Here is a 17969-nt window from a genome sequence, read left to right as displayed (position 1 = left end):
ATTCGCTAAGTGATTAATTTAGCTACTTATTTCTCTGTATGACTGTTTTTTGAAAATCGTGCATAAGTTTTTTCGCGGCATAAAAAAACCGGCGCTTACGCCGGTTTTTTTGTGCCTGTAAATCCTTACACCTTGTCGATATCCACATCACGGGTTTCTTTCAGGCAGAACAGCCCCACCACCAGGCTGATGCCGGTGATCAGTACCGGGTACCAGAGCCCGTAGAAAATATCGCCGGTGTACACCACCAAGGCAAAGGACACCGTGGGCAGGAAGCCGCCGAACCAGCCGTTGCCGATGTGATAGGGCAGCGACATCGAGGTATAGCGGATGCGGGTCGGGAACAATTCGACCATCACCGCCGCCAGCGGGCCGTAGGTCATGGTCGCGATCAGGATCATCGCCACGATCAGCACCACCACCATCGGCTGGTTGACGCTGGCAGGATCCGCCTTGGCCGGGTAGCCGGCCTTGTCGATGGCCGCGCGCATGGCCGCTTCGTCGAAGCCGCTGATTTTCCGCTCGCCAATGCTCACCACTACCTCGGTGCCGGCAGCCGCCTCAGCCGAGCTGTAAGGCAGGCCCTGTTTGACCAGGAAGGTTTTGACCTTGTCGCACGGGCTGTCAAAACGCGCCTTGCCCACCGGGTCGAACTGGAAGGTGCAGCCCTGCGGGTCGGCCATCACCACGATCGGCGCCTGACGGCTGGCGGCGTCGATCTGCGGGTTGGCGTAGTGGCTCAGGGCCTTGAACAGCGGGAAGTACAGCACCGTGGCCAGCAGCAGGCCAAGCATCAGGATCGGCTTGCGCCCAACCCGGTCCGACAGCCAGCCGAAGAACACGAAGAACGGCGCGCCGATCACCACGCTGATGATCAGCAGGGTATTGGCCTGGGCCGGGTCCATCTTGAGCATCTGGGTAAGGAAGAACAGCACATAGAACTGTGCGGTGTAGAAGGTCACCGCCTGGCCGGCGTTGATACTGAACAGTGCCGTGAGCACCACCTTGAGGTTGGGCCAGGAGCCGAACGACTCGCGGATTGGCGCTTTACTGGCCTTGCCCTGGGCCTTCATTTTTACGAAGGCTGGCGACTCATGCATGCTCATGCGGATCCAGGTGGAAATCCCCAGCAGCACGATCGACAGCAGGAACGGCAGGCGCCAGCCCCAGACTTCGAACTGGTCACCACTGATGTAGCGGCTACCGAGTACCACCAGCAACGACAACAGCAAGCCGAGGGTTGCGGTGGACTGGATAAAACCGGTGTGGAAACCGCGTTTGCCGGGCGGTGCATGCTCGGCAACATAAGTGGCCGCGCCACCGTACTCACCGCCCAGAGCCAGGCCCTGCAGCATGCGCAACCCCACCAGGATGATCGGTGCGGCAATGCCGATGCTGGCGTAGGTCGGCAACAGGCCAACGGCAAAGGTCGACAGGCCCATCAGCACGATGGTCACCAGGAAGGTGTACTTGCGCCCGATCATGTCGCCCAGGCGGCCGAACACCAGCGCGCCGAAGGGCCGCACCAGAAAACCGGCGGCGAAGGCCATCAAGGCGAAGATAAAGGCAGTGGTGTCGTTCACCCCGGCAAAAAACTGCTTGCTGATGACCGCCGCCAGCGCCCCATAAAGAAAAAAGTCATACCACTCGAAAACCGTCCCGAGGGATGACGCGAAAATGATCTTGCGTTCTTCCCGGCGGCTGTTGCTCACCGTTGCAGCGCCCTGCTCTTGAATGTAATCCGACATCGTTGCTGTCCTCGGCCTGCAGGCCCCAGTGATTATTCTTGTTGTTCCACTGTCGACGCCGGCAGACTGCGTCCGGCGTCGTTGTTGCTACGCACCCTGGTCAGGGCGTCGGTACTGCGGTGTTTTCGATGCTGGTTGTGGATAACGTCCCCTGGCGAATCAGTTGCGCGGCCTTTTCGGCAATCATCAGGGTAGGGGAGCAGGTATTGCCGGAGACGATTTGCGGCATGATCGAGGCGTCGGCGATGCGCAGCCCCGGCACACCGTGCACGCGCAGCTGATTGTCGACCACATCCAGTGGCCCGTTGCCCATGCGGCAGGTGCCCACAGGGTGGAAGATCGTAGTGCCGATCTGCCCGGCGGCTTCATGCAATTGCTCTTCGCTTTGCAGGTCCGGCCCCGGCAGGTATTCGCGCGGGCTGAAGGCAGCCAGGGCAGGGGCCTGAACGATCTTGCGGGTCAGGCGAATGGCCTGGGCGGCAACGCGCAGGTCTTCAGGATCGCTCAGGTAGTTGGGATCGATCAGCGGCGCATCGTCCGGGTTGGCCGAACGGATATCGATACGCCCGCGGCTGGCCGGGCGCAGGTTGCACACCGAAGCGGTAAAAGCCGGGAAGCGGTGCAGTGGCTCGCCGAAGCGTTCCAGCGACAAGGGCTGCACGTGGTATTGCAGGTTGGCTGAAGCCTGTTCCAGCCCGGAACGAACAAAAGCGCCCAATTGGCTCGGCGCCATCGCCAGCGGTCCACTGCGGTCGTACAGGTAACGCAGGCCCATGCCAAGCTTGCCCCAGGGGCTGTTGGCGACCTGGTTGAGGGTTCGCGCCTGGGTAACCTGATAGATCAAACGCAATTGCAGATGGTCCTGCAGGTTGCCACCAACGCCGGGCAGCTCGTGATGAACAGTTATCCCCAGGCTCTCGAGCAAGCCGCGCGGGCCGATGCCGGAGCGCTGCAGGATCCCGGGCGAACCCACGGAGCCTGCACACAGGATAATCTCCCGGCGTGCGCTGAAGTGCTGCCAGTTGCCCTGCCAGCGGGCACGTACCGCGCACGCGCGGCCATCTTCCAGCAACACCTGGTCAACCAGCACATCGGTCAGCACGGTCAGGTTGGGACGATTGCGGATCGGGCGCAGAAAGGCTTTGGCCGAGTTCCAGCGAATGCCGGAGCGCTGGTTGACCTGAAAGTATCCACAGCCCTGGTTATCCCCGGTGTTGAAGTCAGCAACGCTGGCAATGCCGCTCTGCGCCGCCGCTTCGCGGAACGCATCGAGGATCGGCCAGGCGTAGCGTTGTTGCTCGACCCGCCACTCGCCTTGATTGCCATGCGCTTCGCTGGCGCCGCCGAAGTGGTGCTCGCTGGCCTTGAACAGTGGCAGCACGTCCTTCCAGGCCCAACCGGCATTGCCCTGCTCGGCCCAGCGATCGTAATCGCCAGCCTGGCCGCGCATGTAGATCATGCCGTTGATGGAGGAACAGCCCCCGAGCACCTTGCCTCGCGGATAACCCAGGGTGCGGCCATTGAGGCCGGGTTGCACTTCGGTCTTGAAGCACCAGTCGGTACGCGGATTGCCGATGCAGTAGAGGTAGCCCACCGGAATGTGAATCCAGGGGTAGTTGTCGCGCCCACCGGCTTCGAGCAGCAGCACCCGGCAGCCTGGGTCGGCAGATAAGCGGTTGGCCAGTAGGCATCCGGCAGGGCCGGCACCCACCACCACATAGTCGTAGACAGGATCGGCTGATGGCATGGGCAACCTCGCGCCTGATTATTATTCTTGTCCCAGCCCATGTTATTGATTAATTTCGGGATGAAAACGTTAGATTTCACTCAAGTGCTGTGCGTTTTAACACAACGTCCGTGAACACCTGATTCACAAGGAAAAGCATGTTCGACTGGAATGATCTGCGGTTTTTTCTCGAGTTGCAGCGTAGCGGCCGCCTGCTGACCGCGGCCAAACGCCTCAACACCACCCACAGCACCGTCGCCCGGCACATCGACAATATCGAGCAGAGCCTGGGCACCGCGCTGTTCGTTCAACATGCCCAGGGCTACGAATTGACGCCGTCCGGGCAGGCCCTGCTCAAGCACGCCGAAGCGATGGAAAACGTCGCCCTGCTGGCCCAGGAAGAGATCACCCAGGCCATCACCCCGCTGGGCAAGATTCGCCTGGGGGTGACCGAAGGCATCGGCATCATGTTCTTCACCCCGCGCATGGGCAGCCTGTTCGAACGCTATCCGGGCCTTGAGGTAGAGCTGGTGGCGGTGCCGCGCTTTGTCAGCATCCTCAACCGCGAAGCGGAGATCAGCATCCACCTGGAGCGGCCGAACGCCGACCTGTTGATAACTCGCAAACTCACCGACTACCGCCTGGCGCTGTACGCCAGCCCCGAATACCTGGCCCAGGCGCCGGCCCTCAATTACCGTGAAGACCTGGCCAAGCACAGCTGGATCGGCTACGTCGACGACCTGCTGTTCAGCCAGGAATTACTGTTTTTGAACAGCTTCTGCCGCGCACCCAATGTGGTGTTTCGCAGCACCAGCGTGATCGCCCAGCAACAGGCCGCTCGCGCCGGCCTGGGCATCGCCGTGCTACCCAACTACATGGCCCGCCACGATCCGGCGTTGGTGCGGGTATTGCCCAGCGAAACCATCCAGCGCAGCTACTGGATCTGTACCCGCCGCGAGCTGCACAAATCAGTACGCCTGCGCGTGGTCTGGGATTTTCTCCTGGCCCTGTGCGCGCAGGAGCAGGATGCCTTGCTGGCGGAGTAGGGCGTCAGCTGCCCAAGGTTTTGACCGCCAGCAGCAAGGCTGCGCAGATCCCCACACCTGCAAACATTTGCTGCAAGCGCGGCCCGGCCAGCTTGCTGGCGAGCTGACGCGCCAGCAGCAGCCCGAGCACCGCGCCGCCGGCAAACGGCGCGCCCACCGCCCAATGCATGACGCCGCCGACTGTCGCGCTGACCACACTGCCAGTTGACACCAGGGCGATCACCGCCAGCGAAGTGGCAACGATGCTCTTCATGTCAAGGTTGGTGTAGCGGCTCAGCGCCGGGATGATCACGAAGCCACCACCGACACCGAGCAATCCCGAAAGCAAACCCGACAGTACACCGGTAAAGGCCAGGGCGCGGGCACAGGGCAGGGTCCAGCGCAGTCGCCCCTGCAAGGGGTTGAGCACGCAGGGCATGACGTGGCGCGGGCCCAGTGGCGGCTCGCCGCGAAGCTCCCGGCGAGCCTTGAGCAGCATGCGCGCACAGGCATAGACCAGCACCAGGGCAAAGCTCAGGGCCAATGGCCCGTTCGGCAGACGATGGGCAAGCATCAGCCCGAAGGGTGCGATAGCGATGCCAATCAACGCCACGAACAGCGCCGCGCGATAACGCACCAGGCCCTGGCGCAATCCCAGCAGGGCACCTACCGCCGCCGCCATGCCGACGGCCAGCAAGCCGACTGGCGCCGCCTCGACCATCGACAACCCCAAGCCAAACACCAGCAAGGGCACGGCCAGAATGCCGCCGCCAGCGCCGGTCAGCGCCAGCACCGCACCAATAATCGCCCCTAAACCTGCCGCCAGAAATTGATGCTCGATCACCGCAGGCCCTCGGCGGCAACCCGGGGTTTGGCCAGCCATTCGCGGCCCTTGAGCATGCAGCGCCAGTACAACGGCGGCAGGATCTGCGCCTTCAGCAGCCAGGCCAGGCGCGTCGGCCGGCGGCCGTCGAGCAGCCAGCGCGGGAAGCTCGGCGCCAGCTTGCCGCCGTAGGTGAACTCGGCGAGGACGATCTTGCCGCGCTCGACAGTCAGCGGGCAGGAGCCATAGCCATCATAGTGGGCGAGGTTGGGCAGGCGCCCCAGCGCCACCAGCACGTTGTTGGCCACCACCGGCGCCTGTTTGCGCGCCGCCGCCGCAGTCTTGGCGTTGCTGGTATTGATGCCATCACCCAGGGCGTGGATGTTGCTGTAGCGTTTGTGGCGCAAGGTAGCCGGGTCGACATCGAGCCAACCGGCCTGGTCAGCCAGCGGGCTGTTGCGGATGAAATCAGGCGCAACCTGCGGCGGCACCACATGCAGCATATCGAAGGGTTGAACCCGGGTCTCGCTGCTGCCATCGGGCAGGGTGCGCGCAAAGGTGGCCCGCTTGCCCGGGCCATCGACAGCCACCAGGCGATGGGCGTACTGCAGGTCTACCGCGTACTTATCGATGTACTCCATCAATGCCGGAACGTAGTCGGGCACCCCGAACAGCACGCCCCCGGCATTGAAGAACTGCGCCTGAATGCTGCCCAGACGACCATTGCGCAACCAGTGATCGCAAGACAGGTACAAGGCCTTTTGCGGCGCGCCGGCACACTTGATCGGCATCGGCGGCTGAGTGAACAGCGCCTGGCCCTCACGCAGGTTCTGCACCAGTTGCCAGGTATAGGGGGCCAGGTCGTAGCGGTAGTTGGAGGTCACGCCATTGCGCCCGAGGGTTTCCCTCAGGCCTTCGATGGCATCCCAGTCGAGCTTCAGCCCTGGGCAGACCACCAACTGCTCGTAACTGAGCAGCCGGCCGTCATCAAGAGTGACCGTTTGTGCCTGCGGGTCAAAGGTCTCGACCCGTGCCTTGATCCACTGCACGCCACCGGGAATGGTCGAGGCCATGGTGCGTGCCGTCGAAGGCGCCTGGAAGATCCCGGCGCCCACCATGGTCCAGCCGGGTTGGTAGTAGTGCACATCGGCAGGGTCGATGATCGCGACATCCAGCGAAGGGTCGCGACAGATCAGGCTGGAGGCGGCGGCGATACCAGCGGCACCGGCACCGACGATCAGCACTTTATGGTGGTCGCCTTTCGGCACCTCGGCAGGGGAGGGTTGAGCATGCATGGCAGGGTCCTTCTAATAATAATTCTGGGGTGAAGCTCAGAGCACGTTGAGCGGGATCTTCAGGTAGCGCACTCCGTTCTCTTCAGGCTCGGGCAACTGGCCACTGCGCATGTTGATTTGCACCGAGGGCAGGATCAGTACCGGCATCTCCAGGGTGGCGTCGCGGGCTTCGCGCATGGCGACGAAGCTGTCTTCGCTGATGCCTTCATGGATGTGGATATTGCTGGCGCGCTGTTCGGCGACCGTGGTCATGTAACGTAGTTCGCGGCCACCCGGCAGGTAGTCGTGGCACATGAACAGGCGCGTCTCGGCGGGCAGGGCAAGGATGCGCTGGATCGAGCGGTACAGGGTACGCGCGCTGGCACCGGGAAAGTCGCAACGGGCGGTGCCGTAATCGGGCATGAACAAGGTATCACCAACAAAGGCGATGCTCTGCCCGCCGACCTCCACCACATAAGTCATGCACGCCGGAGTATGCCCGGGCGTGTGCAAGGCACGCGCCTGAAGGTTACCGATGCCAAAGGGCTGCTCATCGTCGAACAGCACATCGAACTGACTGCCATCGCGAGCGAAGCGGCCATCGGCGTTGAACAACGCACCGAAGACCTTTTGCACCTGGGTGATCTGGCTACCGATGGCAATCTGGCCGCCCAGGATCTGCTTGAGGTAGGTCGCCGCAGACAGGTGATCAGCATGCACGTGGGTTTCCAGAATCCACTGAACCTTGCCGCCCAGTTCAGTCACCCGGCCAATCAGCTTGTCGGCCGAAGCACTGCTGGTGCGCCCTGATTTCGGATCGTAATCGAGCACACTGTCGATCAAGGCACAGTCGCCGCTGCTACGGTCCATCACCAGATAGCTGATGGTCGAAGTCACACTGTCGAACAGTGCCTCCACATACAAATTGCCGCCGATGATCATTTACCACGCTCCGAATTCTTCGCAAGTGCCAACCACGCTTCAAGGCTGGCTGGCAGTGGAGAAGCTGTCATCAAGATATGTGCCACCGTATGGGTAGGCTGTTTCCCAATGGTTACGGCGATTTTCCGGGCGGCCTAAAACTCTGCGCTGCCAGACTGTCAGCATAGTTGGCAGTGACATGGCAGCACCTGACAGTTTTTGGCAGTCCTCGGCACCTTCAGTTAAGCTCTGCCCGAGCTTGCCCAGGTGTCGTCATGTCCTTCTCTCCCGCTGTTGCTGCCGATCCTGCCGTGCAGGCATTGGTGTCCTACCTCGAACACGATGCCCAGCCGACCATCGTGCTGGACACCGACTACAACATCCTCGCCGCCAACGGCGCCTACCGACGCCAGTTCGGCATTGACGGTCAGCCACCCATTGGCGCCAAGTGCCATCGGGTCTCCCATCACTACGCTGTCCCTTGCGACCAGGCCGGTGAACACTGCCCGATGCGCAAGGCCTGGGACAGCCGGGTGCCTGAGCGTGTGTTGCATGTGCACCACACCCCTCGCGGGCCGGAACATGTGGATGTCGAGTTGCGTCCGATCCTCGACGAACAGGGTGAGGTGGTGGCTTTTGTCGAGCGGCTGACCAGCATCACCGTCGCCTCGGCTCAGCCCCAACAACACGGCTTGGTCGGGCGCTCGCCGGCGTTCCAGGACGCACTGGCCAGCCTGCAGCGTGCGGCACCTGCGCAAATCCCGGTATTGCTCCAGGGCGAATCCGGCACCGGCAAGGAGCTGTTTGCCCGCGCCCTGCACCTGGGCAGTCCGAGAGCCAGCGGCCCGCTAGTGGTGGTTGATTGCACCGGCCTGACCGAGTCGTTGTTCGAGAGCGAGCTGTTCGGCTACGAGAAGGGCGCCTTTACCGGCGCCCACCAGCGCAAGATCGGCCTGGCGGAAGCCGCCCATGGCGGCACCTTGTTCCTTGATGAAATCGGCGAAGTGCCGTTGGCGATGCAGGTCAAACTGCTGCGCCTGATCGAGTCCGGTAGCTTTCGTCCGGTTGGCAGCCTGCGCACGGTTCACTCAGATTTCCGGCTGGTCTCGGCTACCCACAAACCCCTCAAGGAAATGGCAGCGGCGGGCACCTTCCGTGAAGACCTGTACTACCGTATCAGCGGCTTTCCGATTCGCTTGCCGGCATTACGCGAGCGGGTCGATGATCTGCCGTTGTTGATCGAGAGTTTGTTGCAACGGATGGCGGGTGCGTCGGCCCCACAGCTCGACCCACAGGCGATGAAACGGCTGAGCTTGTACGCCTATCCCGGCAACATTCGCGAGCTGCGTAATATCCTCGAGCGGGCACGGCTGTTCGCCGACGACGGACTGATTCGTGCCGAACATCTGCCTGCGGAGCTCGGTTCGGGACTTGAGCCGATGCCAAGCATGAGCCGTCGATCCAAAGACAACCTCGGGCAGTTGGCCCAGGCCCTGGACAGCTTCAATGGATCGCGCAGTGAGCTGGCGCGTCATCTGGGGATGAGTGAACGCACCTTGTACCGACGCCTGCGCGCATTGGGCCTTTGAGCCCGGCGCAGAAACAACAAACCCCGGCTTTTTCTTCTACGCTGAAACTGCTCACCCGCTGCGGAGAGCGTTCCATGCATCGATTGCCGAGTCGGTAACCAGGTGCCAGGGCGCCTGACGTTCCGCTCTGTCTTTTCTGCCACAGGAGCATCGTCATGTCTGCCTGCCTTCACAGGGCGATTCTGCTCACCATCGCTATGCTCGCGCTTTTTGGCTGTTCCGAAGAGGATGCGCAACCTAAGGCAAGCGCCACGGCGCCGGCAACGGCTGTACCGGCTGTATCGGCCGCTCCGACGGCGCCAAGCGAGGCGGTATTCAGCACCGAACAGCTTGATCAAATGCTTGCACCGTTGGCGTTGTATCCGGACGCTTTACTGGCTCAGGTGCTGATGGCCACCACCTATCCAGGCAATGTCGCCGACGCGGTTGTCTGGTCCAAGGCGCATCCGAACGTCAGCGGTGATGCCGCCGTCAAGCAGGTCGCCGACCAACCTTGGGACCCCAGCGTGCAATCGTTGGTGGCGTTTCCGCAGGTGCTGGCCACACTTGCCCAGGACCCGGTCTGGGTGCAACGCGTCGGTGATGCCTTTCTCGCCCAGCCCGACGCGGTGATGAACTCGGTGCAGCGCCTGCGCGCCAAGGCCAAGGCTGCTGGCCACCTGGAGTCCAACGATCAGCAGACCGTTATCGTGCAACCGGCAAGCGCCCCTGCTGGCGGCACGACCACGGTGGTGCAAGGTGCCGCGCCGGCACAGACTATCGTTATCCAGCCGACCAACCCGCAGGTTGTATACGTCCCAAGCTACAACCCCTCTGTGGTGTACGGCAGTTGGTCCTCACCATCCTATCCACCAGCGTATTATCCGCCACCACCGGGGTATGCCATCGGCACGGCGTTAGCGACCGGCCTGGCTTTCGGTGCTGGCGTAGCGATCGTCAATTCGTTGTGGGGGGATTGCGACTGGGACGATCATGACGTCGATATCAACGTCAATCGCTACAACAATATCAACAACGTCAACCGCAGGCTCGATGCCAACCAGAACAACTGGCGCCATAATCCTGCGTATCGCGACGGCGTCCCGTACCGCGACCAAGCCAGTCGAGCCCAGTTCGACCGACGCTTACCCGGCAGTGCAGAGCGCACAGCCTACCGCGGTGACACGCCGGCCCGGGTCGAAGATCGCGCGCGAGCACGTGAAACCCTGGCACAGCGCGGCATCGAAGCACCGGCAACCAGTAACCTTGAAGCCCGCCAACGGGTGCAGAGTGCCGACCGCGAGCGCGCCCAACAGAGCCTGGAAAAGCAGGGCATCAAGCCGTCCGGCAATGCACGCGAGCGCGCCCAGGTTGCCGATCGCCAACTGAAGAGTGACGGTCAGGCCCGTCAGCGTGCGCAGGCGCCCCAGAAGAACCGCCAGCCTCAGCAGACGGGGCGCAACCAACAAGCACGTCAGCAAGTCCGCCAGCAACATGTTAGCGCCCAGGCGCCCCGCAACAATGCGTTGGCCGGTGTGCGCAACCCTTCGCAGTCACGCATCGCGAGCAATCGTGGCCAGGTCAGCCAACGGAGCGCCAGCCGACCGTCCGCAGCGTCTGCGGGCCACCAGGTACAACGACCCGCGCGGATGCAACCCAGCGGTGGCGGCCGTCGCCGTTGAGAGGAGAGTCAGTCATGAATGCTGCTAGTCGAATTGCGCTGGTTCTGCTGCTGTTCTGGACGTCCAGCAGTTTCGCTCAGAAACACTTCCCAAACCCGCAGGCCGCCGGCGAAGCACTGGTGCAGGCGCTTGGTAGCGAGAAGGCCGATAGCCAACAGTTGGCGAACTTGCTTGGCAACGACTGGAAGAGCTATATCCCGACCAAGAACATCGATCGTAAAGATGTTGATGCCTTTCTCGCCCTCTACAAGGAAAAACATCAGGTTCAGTCCGACAGCCCGAAGCGCGTACATCTGGTTGTCGGCGACACGCCCTGGATATTCCCAATTCCCATCAGACACAGTACTGGCGGCTGGGCATTCGACACCAAAGCCGGCGCCGAGGAAATCCGTCAGCGCCGCATCGGACGCAACGAATTGGCGACAATGCAATCGGCGCGTGCCTATCACGACGCGCAGATGGATTACGCCGAGATTGATCGCAATGGTGATGGGGTCCTCGAATACGCACAGAAGCTCATCAGTAGCGACGGGCAGTTCGACGGCCTGTACTGGCCGGAAGAGGAAGGCGTCGAAGAAAGTCCGCTCGGACCGCTTTTCGGTGATACCACGACTGGTGATGACTGGCACGGCTATCACTATCGTATCCTCACTGCCCAAGGCCCTTCGGCGCCGGGCGGCGCCTATGACTACAAGATCGGCGATCGCATGACGCGCGGTTTTGCCGTTATTGCCTGGCCGGCGGACTACGGGGACACTGGCGTGATGAGTTTCATGATCAGCCACGACGGTGAACTGTTCGAGAAAGACCTCGGCCGTGACAGCGCCAAGCAAGCTGCTGCGATTACGCGTTTCGACCCCGACAGCAGTTGGAGCGAAGTAAAGGACGAGGAAGAGGCGCGCTGAACCAGAGCACCTCAACACATGGAAATCGACACAAAAAAAGCCCGCGTGAGCGGGCTTGATGATGCTGCTTTTCTTTGAACCTACACCTGATCAGAAGTCCAGGTTAGACACTGCCAGCGCGTTGCTCTCGATGAACTCACGACGTGGCTCAACGGCGTCGCCCATCAGGGTGTTGAAGATCTGATCGGCAGCGATCGCGTCTTCGATGGTCACCTTGAGCATACGGCGCACCGTTGGGTCCATGGTGGTTTCCCACAGCTGATCCGGGTTCATCTCACCCAGACCTTTGTAGCGCTGGATGGTGTGGCGCTTGGTGCTTTCGGTCATCAGCCAGTCGAGGGCTTCCTTGAACTCGGTGATGGCTTTCTTGCGCTCGCCACGTTGCACGTAGGCGCCTTCACCCAGCAGGGTGCTCAGCTGTGCACCGAGGGCGGTGACGGTGCGGTAGTCGTTGCTGCCGAAGAAGTCACGGTTGAAGGTGACATAGCTGGCCAGGCCGTGGGAGGTGATTTCCACTTCCGGCAACCAGACGTTGCGCTCTTTGTCTTCGCGCAGGCTGGCCTTGTACAGCAGACCGGACTTCTCGCTGGTACGCAGGCGCTCTTCGAACTTGCCCAGCCATTCCTGCATGGCAGCGTGGTCGCCCAACTGCTCCAGCGATACCGCCGGCAGGTAGACGAAGTGCTCGGTCAGCTCCTGCGGGTACAGGCGCGACAGACGCTTGAGGGTCTTCATCACGGTACGGAATTCGTTGACCAGACGCTCCAGCTCGACGCCGGAAACAGGTGGTGCGGATTCGTCCAGGTGCAGGCTGGCATCTTCCAGAGCCGACTGAGTCATGTACTCTTCCATGGCGTCGTCGTCTTTGATGTACTGCTCTTGCTTGCCTTTCTTGACCTTGTACAGCGGCGGCTGAGCGATGTAGATGTAACCACGCTCGACCAGCTCCGGCAGCTGACGGAAGAAGAAGGTCAGCAGCAGGGTGCGGATGTGCGAACCGTCGACGTCAGCATCGGTCATGATGATGATGTTGTGATAGCGCAGCTTGTCGATGTTGTACTCTTCGCGGCCGATACCACAGCCCAGCGCAGTGATCAGCGTGCCCACTTCCTGGGACGAGATCATCTTGTCGAAGCGTGCTTTCTCGACGTTGAGGATCTTGCCCTTGAGCGGCAGGATCGCCTGGGTCTTGCGGTTACGGCCTTGCTTGGCCGAGCCACCCGCGGAGTCACCCTCCACCAGGTACAGTTCGGAAAGAGCAGGGTCCTTCTCCTGGCAGTCCGCCAGCTTGCCAGGCAGGCCGGCGATATCCAGCGCACCTTTGCGGCGAGTCATTTCCCGCGCTTTACGTGCAGCTTCACGGGCACGAGCGGCGTCGATCATCTTGCCGACAACCGCCTTGGCTTCGTTCGGGTTCTCCAGCAGGAAGTCGGAGAAGTATTTGCCCATCTCCTGTTCCACGGCAGTTTTCACTTCCGAGGACACCAGCTTGTCTTTGGTCTGCGAGCTGAACTTCGGATCCGGCACCTTCACCGAGATGATCGCGGTCAGACCTTCACGGGCGTCGTCGCCAGTGGTCGAAACCTTGTTCTTCTTGGCCAGGCCTTCTTGCTCGATGTAGTTGTTCAGGTTACGGGTCAACGCCGAGCGGAAACCGACCAGGTGGGTACCACCGTCGCGCTGCGGAATGTTGTTGGTGAAGCACAACAGGTTCTCGTTGAAGCTGTCGTTCCACTGCAGGGCAATTTCCACGCCCACGCCGTCTTCACGCTGAACATTGAAATGGAACACCTGGTTGACCGGCGTCTTGTTGGTGTTCAGGTACTCAACGAAGGCACGCAGACCGCCTTCGTACTTGAAGTACTCTTCCTTGCCCGAACGCTCGTCTTTCAGCAGGATGCCAACGCCGGAGTTGAGGAAGGACAGTTCACGAATCCGCTTGGCCAGGATGTCCCAGCTGAAGTGGATGTTCTTGAAGGTTTCAGCCGACGGCTTGAAGTGGATGTGGGTACCGGTGGTTTCACTTTCGCCAACGATCTTCATCGGCGCTTGTGGAACACCGTGGACGTAGGTCTGTTCCCAGATCTTGCCACTGCGGCGAACGGTGAGGATCAACTGCTCGGAAAGGGCGTTAACCACCGACACACCTACACCGTGCAGACCGCCGGATACCTTGTAGGAGTTGTCATCGAATTTACCGCCGGCGTGGAGGACGGTCATGATGACCTCAGCGGCGGAAACGCCTTCCTCTTTATGCACGTCAACCGGAATGCCGCGACCGTTGTCGCGAACACTGATGGATTCGTCCGGGTGAATAATTACGGTGATGTCATCGCAGTGGCCGGCGAGTGCCTCGTCGATCGAGTTATCGACCACCTCGAACACCATGTGGTGCAGGCCGCTACCATCATCGGTGTCGCCAATGTACATACCGGGACGCTTGCGCACGGCATCTAGCCCTTTCAGCACCTTGATGCTGGAGGAGTCGTACGTTTGATTTTCGCTCATGCCTTCACTCCCGATGGTCGTGGGTCTGGGTGATACGGCCCTGTTCCACGTGGAACAAAGCAACTGGCGTTTCCGTCTGCCAGCCTTCCCTCAATAATTCTTGATCTACACAGGTGATAAACACCTGGCAGCGTAAGTCTTCCAACAAGCGACAAAGTGCGCGGCGGTGCTGGTCGTCGAGCTCCGACGGCAAGTCATCCACCAGATAAATACATTGGCCGCGACGCGCCTGGCTAACCAAATGGCCTTGGGCGATACGCAATGCACAGACCACCAGCTTCTGCTGGCCGCGAGACAAAATGTCGGCCGCGTTATGGGCGCCGAGTCTCAGGCGTAGGTCCGCGCGTTGTGGGCCGGCCTGGGTATGGCCCATGTGCTGATCACGTTGCAGGGAGGAGGCGAGCACTTCACTGAGTTCGCGATCCTTGTCCCAGCCACGGTAATAGCTCAGGGTCAGCCCTTCGAGCTCGACCAAATCGCTCAGGGTTTGCTCAAAGACGGGCTTCAAGGCCTTGATGTAATTGCGACGGTATTCATCTATTTCCGCGCTGGCCAGGCACAGTTCCCGGTCCCAGGCCGCTTGCGAAACAGCGTCAAGTGTACCATGCCGCAACCATGAGTTCCGCTGCCGCAAAGCCTTCTGCAGGCGTTGCCATGTGGCCATGAAGCGGGGTTCCACGTGGAACACCCCCCAATCGAGGAACTGCCGGCGTATTTTCGGCGCACCTTCAAGCAGGCGAAAACTGTCCGGGTTGATCAGCTGCAGGGGCAGAATCTCTGCCAATTGCGCAGCGCTACGGGCGTTCTGCCCGTCAATGCGGATAGTGAATTCGCCTTGCCGATCCCGCGAAATCCCCAGGTTGCTCGACCCGCCTTCGCTTAACTCGACCTGGCCGAACACGGTACAAGCCAGCTGCTCGTACTGAATGACCGGGGTAAGCCGAGTGCTGCGGAAGGAACGGGCCAGGCCCAACAGATGAACGGCTTCCAGCACGCTGGTTTTGCCGCTGCCGTTGGCGCCGTACAGAATGTTTATGCGGGGGGAGGGAGAGAAGGTCACCGGGTGCAGGTTACGCACCGCGGTGACAGAAACGCGACTGAGGGACATCTAGAGTCTGCTGGACAAATTACAGACGCATCGGCATGACAACGTAAGCGGAGTCGTCGTTGTCAGCTTCCTGCAGCAGGGCACTGCTGTTGGAGTCCGACAGGATCAGACGAACCTGCTCAGTGGTCATGACACCCAGTACGTCCAGCAAGTAGCTGACGTTAAAGCCGATTTCCAGCGAGCTACCGTTGTACTCGACGCTGATTTCTTCTTCCGCTTCTTCCTGCTCAGGGTTGTTGGCCTGGATCTTCAGCTGGGCATTGGCCAGTTGCAGACGGATGCCGCGGTACTTCTCGTTGGACAGGATCGCGGTGCGGCTGAAGGCTTCGCGCAGCGCCTGACGGTCGCCGACCACCAGCTTGTCACCACCCTTGGGCAGTACACGCTCGTAGTCCGGGAACTTGCCATCGACCAGCTTGGAGGTGAAGGTGAATTCACCGGTGGTGGCACGAATGTGGTGCTGACCCAGGACGATGCTGACCATGCCGTCCGGCTCGGTGAGCAGACGCGCCAGCTCAAGGATGCCTTTGCGCGGTACGATGACCTGGTGGCGATCAGCTTGGCCGATATCGGCACGCATCGAGCACATGGCCAGACGGTGGCCATCGGTGGCGACGGCGCGCAGGGTGTCAGTGGACACTTCCAGCAGCATGCCGTTGAGGTAGTAGCGCACGTCCTGCTGGGCCATGGCGAAGCTGGTGCGCTCGATCAGGCGACGCAGACGGCTTTGCTCCAGGTTGCAGGTCAGCGAGCCCGGGCCTTCTTCCACTGTCGGGAAGTCGTTGGCCGGCAGGGTCGACAGGGTGAAGCGGCTGCGGCCTGCCTTTACCACCAACTTTTGCTCATCGAGCTTGATGTCGATCAGCGCATCGTTCGGCAGGCTTTTGCAGATATCCATCAGCTTGCGTGCAGGAACAGTGATCTCGCCAGGCTCGGCCGGCTCTTCCAGTTGCACGCGGCCAACCAGTTCCACTTCCAGGTCAGTACCGGTCAGCGACAATTGCTGACCCTGTACCACCAGCAGTACGTTGGACAGTACCGGCAAGGTCTGGCGGCGCTCGACGACGCCTGCGACCAGTTGCAGGGGTTTCAACAGGGCTTCGCGTTGAATGGTGAAATGCATGGTCTAGTCCCTTGCCTTTAATAAGCTGCGCTGACGTTCATCAAGTCGTCAGAGTCCGCAGCAGGTTCTTGTAGTCCTCGCGGATATCCGCGTCGGATTCCTTGAGTTCGTTGATCTTGCGGCACGCATGCAACACGGTGGTGTGATCGCGGCCGCCGAATACGTCGCCGATTTCCGGCAGGCTGTGGTTGGTCAGCTCTTTGGACAAGGCCATGGCGACCTGCCGCGGACGGGCTACCGAACGGGAACGACGTTTGGACAACAGATCGGAGATCTTGATCTTGTAGTACTCGGCAACGGTGCGCTGGATGTTATCCACACTCACCAGTTTGTCCTGCAGTGCCAGAAGATCCTTGAGCGACTCGCGAATCAGCTCGATGGTGATGTCGCGGCCCATGAAGTGCGAGTGAGCGATCACCCGTTTCAGGGCGCCTTCGAGTTCGCGTACGTTGGAACGAATCCGTTGGGCAATGAAGAAAGCAGCATCATGCGGCAGGTCGACCTTGGCCTGATCGGCCTTCTTCATCAGGATCGCCACCCGGGTTTCGAGCTCCGGTGGCTCTACCGCAACGGTCAGGCCCCAGCCGAAACGCGACTTCAGGCGCTCTTCCAACCCTTCGATTTCCTTCGGATAACGGTCGCTGGTCAGAATGACCTGCTGACCGCCTTCGAGCAGGGCGTTGAAGGTGTGGAAAAACTCTTCCTGGGAACGCTCTTTGCGGGCGAAGAACTGAATGTCATCGATCAGCAGCGCATCGACCGAACGGTAGAAGCGCTTGAACTCATTGATTGCATTAAGTTGCAGCGCCTTGACCATATCGGCGACAAAACGCTCGGAGTGCAGGTACACCACCTTGGCATTCGGATTCTTCTTGAGCAGGTGGTTACCCACAGCGTGCATCAAGTGAGTTTTACCCAGGCCCACGCCGCCGTACAGGAACAACGGGTTGTAGCCATGCTTGGGGTTGTCGGCAACCTGCCAGGCCGCAGCGCGGGCCAGCTGGTTGGACTTACCTTCGACAAAGTTCTCGAAGGTAAAGGTGCGGTTCAGGTAGCTGGTGTGCTTGAGCGCACCCTCAACCTGCACAGTGCGTTGTTCGGTGCGACCGCTTGGCGCCGGGGCGGCATTGGCCTCGCCCATGGAATCGAAGCTGTCTCGCGAAGGCGCGTCCTCGATTTCAACCGTCGCGGCAGGGGCAGCAACAGGAGCGGCGACTGGTTCGTTGACCACCGCCGTTTGCGCCGCCTGGGCCTGGGATGCAGCCACGGCAGCGGCGAGCGGTGCATTGGGCGCGGCGCGCGGTGCCGAACTGCGTCTGCTGCCTATTAATAAGGAAAGCGCAGGTGCAATACCGTTGCCGTGTTCACCCAGCAGCTCGAGCAGACGGCTCAGGTACTTTTCATTGACCCAGTCGAGAACGAAACGGTTGGGCGCATAGACGCGCAACTCGTCGCCTTCGGCTTCGACCTGTAGCGGACGGATCCAGGTGTTGAATTGCTGGGCAGGCAGTTCATCGCGCAGAAGCTCCACGCACTGCTGCCAAAGTTCCACTGACAC

The 17969-nt window shown here is 61.0% G+C and carries 13 protein-coding genes; 4 read left to right on the top strand and 9 right to left on the bottom strand.

Features of this window, described 5'->3' with window-relative positions; genetic code table 11:
* Positions 1-125 precede the first annotated feature (125 nt).
* Both PspR32_RS00065 and PspR32_RS00060 read right to left on the bottom strand, forming a co-directional pair.
* The gene (locus tag PspR32_RS00065; RefSeq protein ID WP_036995289.1) at positions 126-1748 is read right to left on the bottom strand and encodes an MFS transporter; all 1623 of its coding nucleotides are present in this window, start codon (positions 1746-1748) and stop codon (positions 126-128) included.
* 100 nt (positions 1749-1848) lie between these two features.
* On the bottom strand, positions 1849-3495 hold the full coding sequence (locus tag PspR32_RS00060; RefSeq protein ID WP_159387931.1) for a GMC family oxidoreductase: 1647 nt from the start codon (positions 3493-3495) through the stop codon (positions 1849-1851).
* A gap of 137 nt (positions 3496-3632) precedes the next feature.
* Between PspR32_RS00060 and PspR32_RS00055 the strand changes: the two genes are divergently transcribed.
* Entirely contained in the window at positions 3633-4520 is an 888-nt protein-coding gene (locus PspR32_RS00055) for a LysR family transcriptional regulator (protein WP_010222697.1), read from the top strand.
* A gap of 4 nt (positions 4521-4524) precedes the next feature.
* Here PspR32_RS00055 and PspR32_RS00050 read toward each other — a convergent pair whose 3' ends face one another.
* The 3 genes from PspR32_RS00050 to PspR32_RS00040 are packed head-to-tail and all read right to left on the bottom strand — an operon-like array spanning position 4525 to position 7538.
* Positions 4525-5343, bottom strand: a complete 819-nt coding sequence (locus tag PspR32_RS00050; protein ID WP_010222698.1) for a sulfite exporter TauE/SafE family protein — start codon at positions 5341-5343, stop codon at positions 4525-4527.
* A complete protein-coding gene (locus PspR32_RS00045; RefSeq protein WP_100781889.1) occupies positions 5340-6617 on the bottom strand; it encodes an NAD(P)/FAD-dependent oxidoreductase in 1278 nt (425 codons plus the stop codon). Before PspR32_RS00045 ends, PspR32_RS00050 begins: the two co-directional genes overlap by 4 nt.
* A gap of 36 nt (positions 6618-6653) precedes the next feature.
* Positions 6654-7538 (bottom strand): MBL fold metallo-hydrolase, encoded by an 885-nt coding sequence (locus tag PspR32_RS00040; protein ID WP_036995286.1) that lies wholly within the window; start codon positions 7536-7538, stop codon positions 6654-6656.
* Between the two features lie 254 nt (positions 7539-7792).
* Here PspR32_RS00040 and PspR32_RS00035 point away from each other — a divergent pair, with 254 nt between their 5' ends.
* The 3 genes from PspR32_RS00035 (at position 7793) to PspR32_RS00025 (ending at position 11672) form a co-directional block, all read left to right on the top strand.
* Positions 7793-9106 carry a sigma-54 interaction domain-containing protein gene (locus tag PspR32_RS00035; protein ID WP_159387930.1) on the top strand — a complete coding sequence of 438 codons (1314 nt, stop codon included), beginning with the start codon at positions 7793-7795 and terminating at the stop codon, positions 9104-9106.
* Positions 9107-9261: 155 nt separating this feature from the next.
* Positions 9262-10767 (top strand): DUF3300 domain-containing protein, encoded by a 1506-nt coding sequence (locus PspR32_RS00030; RefSeq protein ID WP_159387929.1) that lies wholly within the window; start codon positions 9262-9264, stop codon positions 10765-10767.
* Between the two features lie 14 nt (positions 10768-10781).
* Positions 10782-11672 carry a DUF2950 domain-containing protein gene (locus tag PspR32_RS00025; RefSeq protein ID WP_159387928.1) on the top strand — a complete coding sequence of 297 codons (891 nt, stop codon included), beginning with the start codon at positions 10782-10784 and terminating at the stop codon, positions 11670-11672.
* Positions 11673-11762: 90 nt separating this feature from the next.
* Here the strand turns inward: PspR32_RS00025 and gyrB are convergent, their stop codons facing one another.
* The 4 genes from gyrB to dnaA are packed head-to-tail and all read right to left on the bottom strand — an operon-like array spanning position 11763 to position 17969.
* On the bottom strand, positions 11763-14180 hold the full coding sequence (gene gyrB / locus PspR32_RS00020; protein WP_010222706.1) for a DNA topoisomerase (ATP-hydrolyzing) subunit B: 2418 nt from the start codon (positions 14178-14180) through the stop codon (positions 11763-11765).
* A gap of 4 nt (positions 14181-14184) precedes the next feature.
* Positions 14185-15288, bottom strand: coding sequence for a DNA replication/repair protein RecF (recF, locus tag PspR32_RS00015; RefSeq protein ID WP_010222707.1), 1104 nt, complete (start codon positions 15286-15288; stop codon positions 14185-14187).
* A 19-nt stretch (positions 15289-15307) separates the two neighbouring features.
* A complete protein-coding gene (gene dnaN, locus PspR32_RS00010; protein WP_010222708.1) occupies positions 15308-16411 on the bottom strand; it encodes a DNA polymerase III subunit beta in 1104 nt (367 codons plus the stop codon).
* 40 nt (positions 16412-16451) lie between these two features.
* The gene (gene dnaA / locus PspR32_RS00005) at positions 16452-17969 is read right to left on the bottom strand and encodes a chromosomal replication initiator protein DnaA (protein WP_159387927.1); all 1518 of its coding nucleotides are present in this window, start codon (positions 17967-17969) and stop codon (positions 16452-16454) included.

Origin of the sequence: Pseudomonas sp. R32, from assembly GCF_009866705.1 — a bacterium.
Lineage (GTDB): Bacteria > Pseudomonadota > Gammaproteobacteria > Pseudomonadales > Pseudomonadaceae > Aquipseudomonas > Aquipseudomonas donghuensis.
This window is presented reverse-complemented; position numbering and strand designations above follow the sequence as displayed.

Bases quoted from the DNA above. Each gene is read 5' to 3' on its own strand.
- PspR32_RS00060 (WP_159387931.1), bottom strand. From the start codon at position 3,495: ATGCCATCAGCCGATCCTGTCTACGACTATGTGGTGGTGGGTGCCGGC.
- recF (WP_010222707.1), bottom strand. From the start codon at position 15,288: ATGTCCCTCAGTCGCGTTTCTGTCACCGCGGTGCGTAACCTGCACCCG.
- PspR32_RS00035 (WP_159387930.1), top strand. From the start codon at position 7,793: ATGTCCTTCTCTCCCGCTGTTGCTGCCGATCCTGCCGTGCAGGCATTG.
- PspR32_RS00030 (WP_159387929.1), top strand. From the start codon at position 9,262: ATGTCTGCCTGCCTTCACAGGGCGATTCTGCTCACCATCGCTATGCTC.
- PspR32_RS00045 (WP_100781889.1), bottom strand. From the start codon at position 6,617: ATGCATGCTCAACCCTCCCCTGCCGAGGTGCCGAAAGGCGACCACCAT.
- PspR32_RS00065 (WP_036995289.1), bottom strand. From the start codon at position 1,748: ATGTCGGATTACATTCAAGAGCAGGGCGCTGCAACGGTGAGCAACAGC.
- PspR32_RS00025 (WP_159387928.1), top strand. From the start codon at position 10,782: ATGAATGCTGCTAGTCGAATTGCGCTGGTTCTGCTGCTGTTCTGGACG.
- PspR32_RS00055 (WP_010222697.1), top strand. From the start codon at position 3,633: ATGTTCGACTGGAATGATCTGCGGTTTTTTCTCGAGTTGCAGCGTAGC.
- PspR32_RS00040 (WP_036995286.1), bottom strand. From the start codon at position 7,538: ATGATCATCGGCGGCAATTTGTATGTGGAGGCACTGTTCGACAGTGTG.
- dnaN (WP_010222708.1), bottom strand. From the start codon at position 16,411: ATGCATTTCACCATTCAACGCGAAGCCCTGTTGAAACCCCTGCAACTG.
- gyrB (WP_010222706.1), bottom strand. From the start codon at position 14,180: ATGAGCGAAAATCAAACGTACGACTCCTCCAGCATCAAGGTGCTGAAA.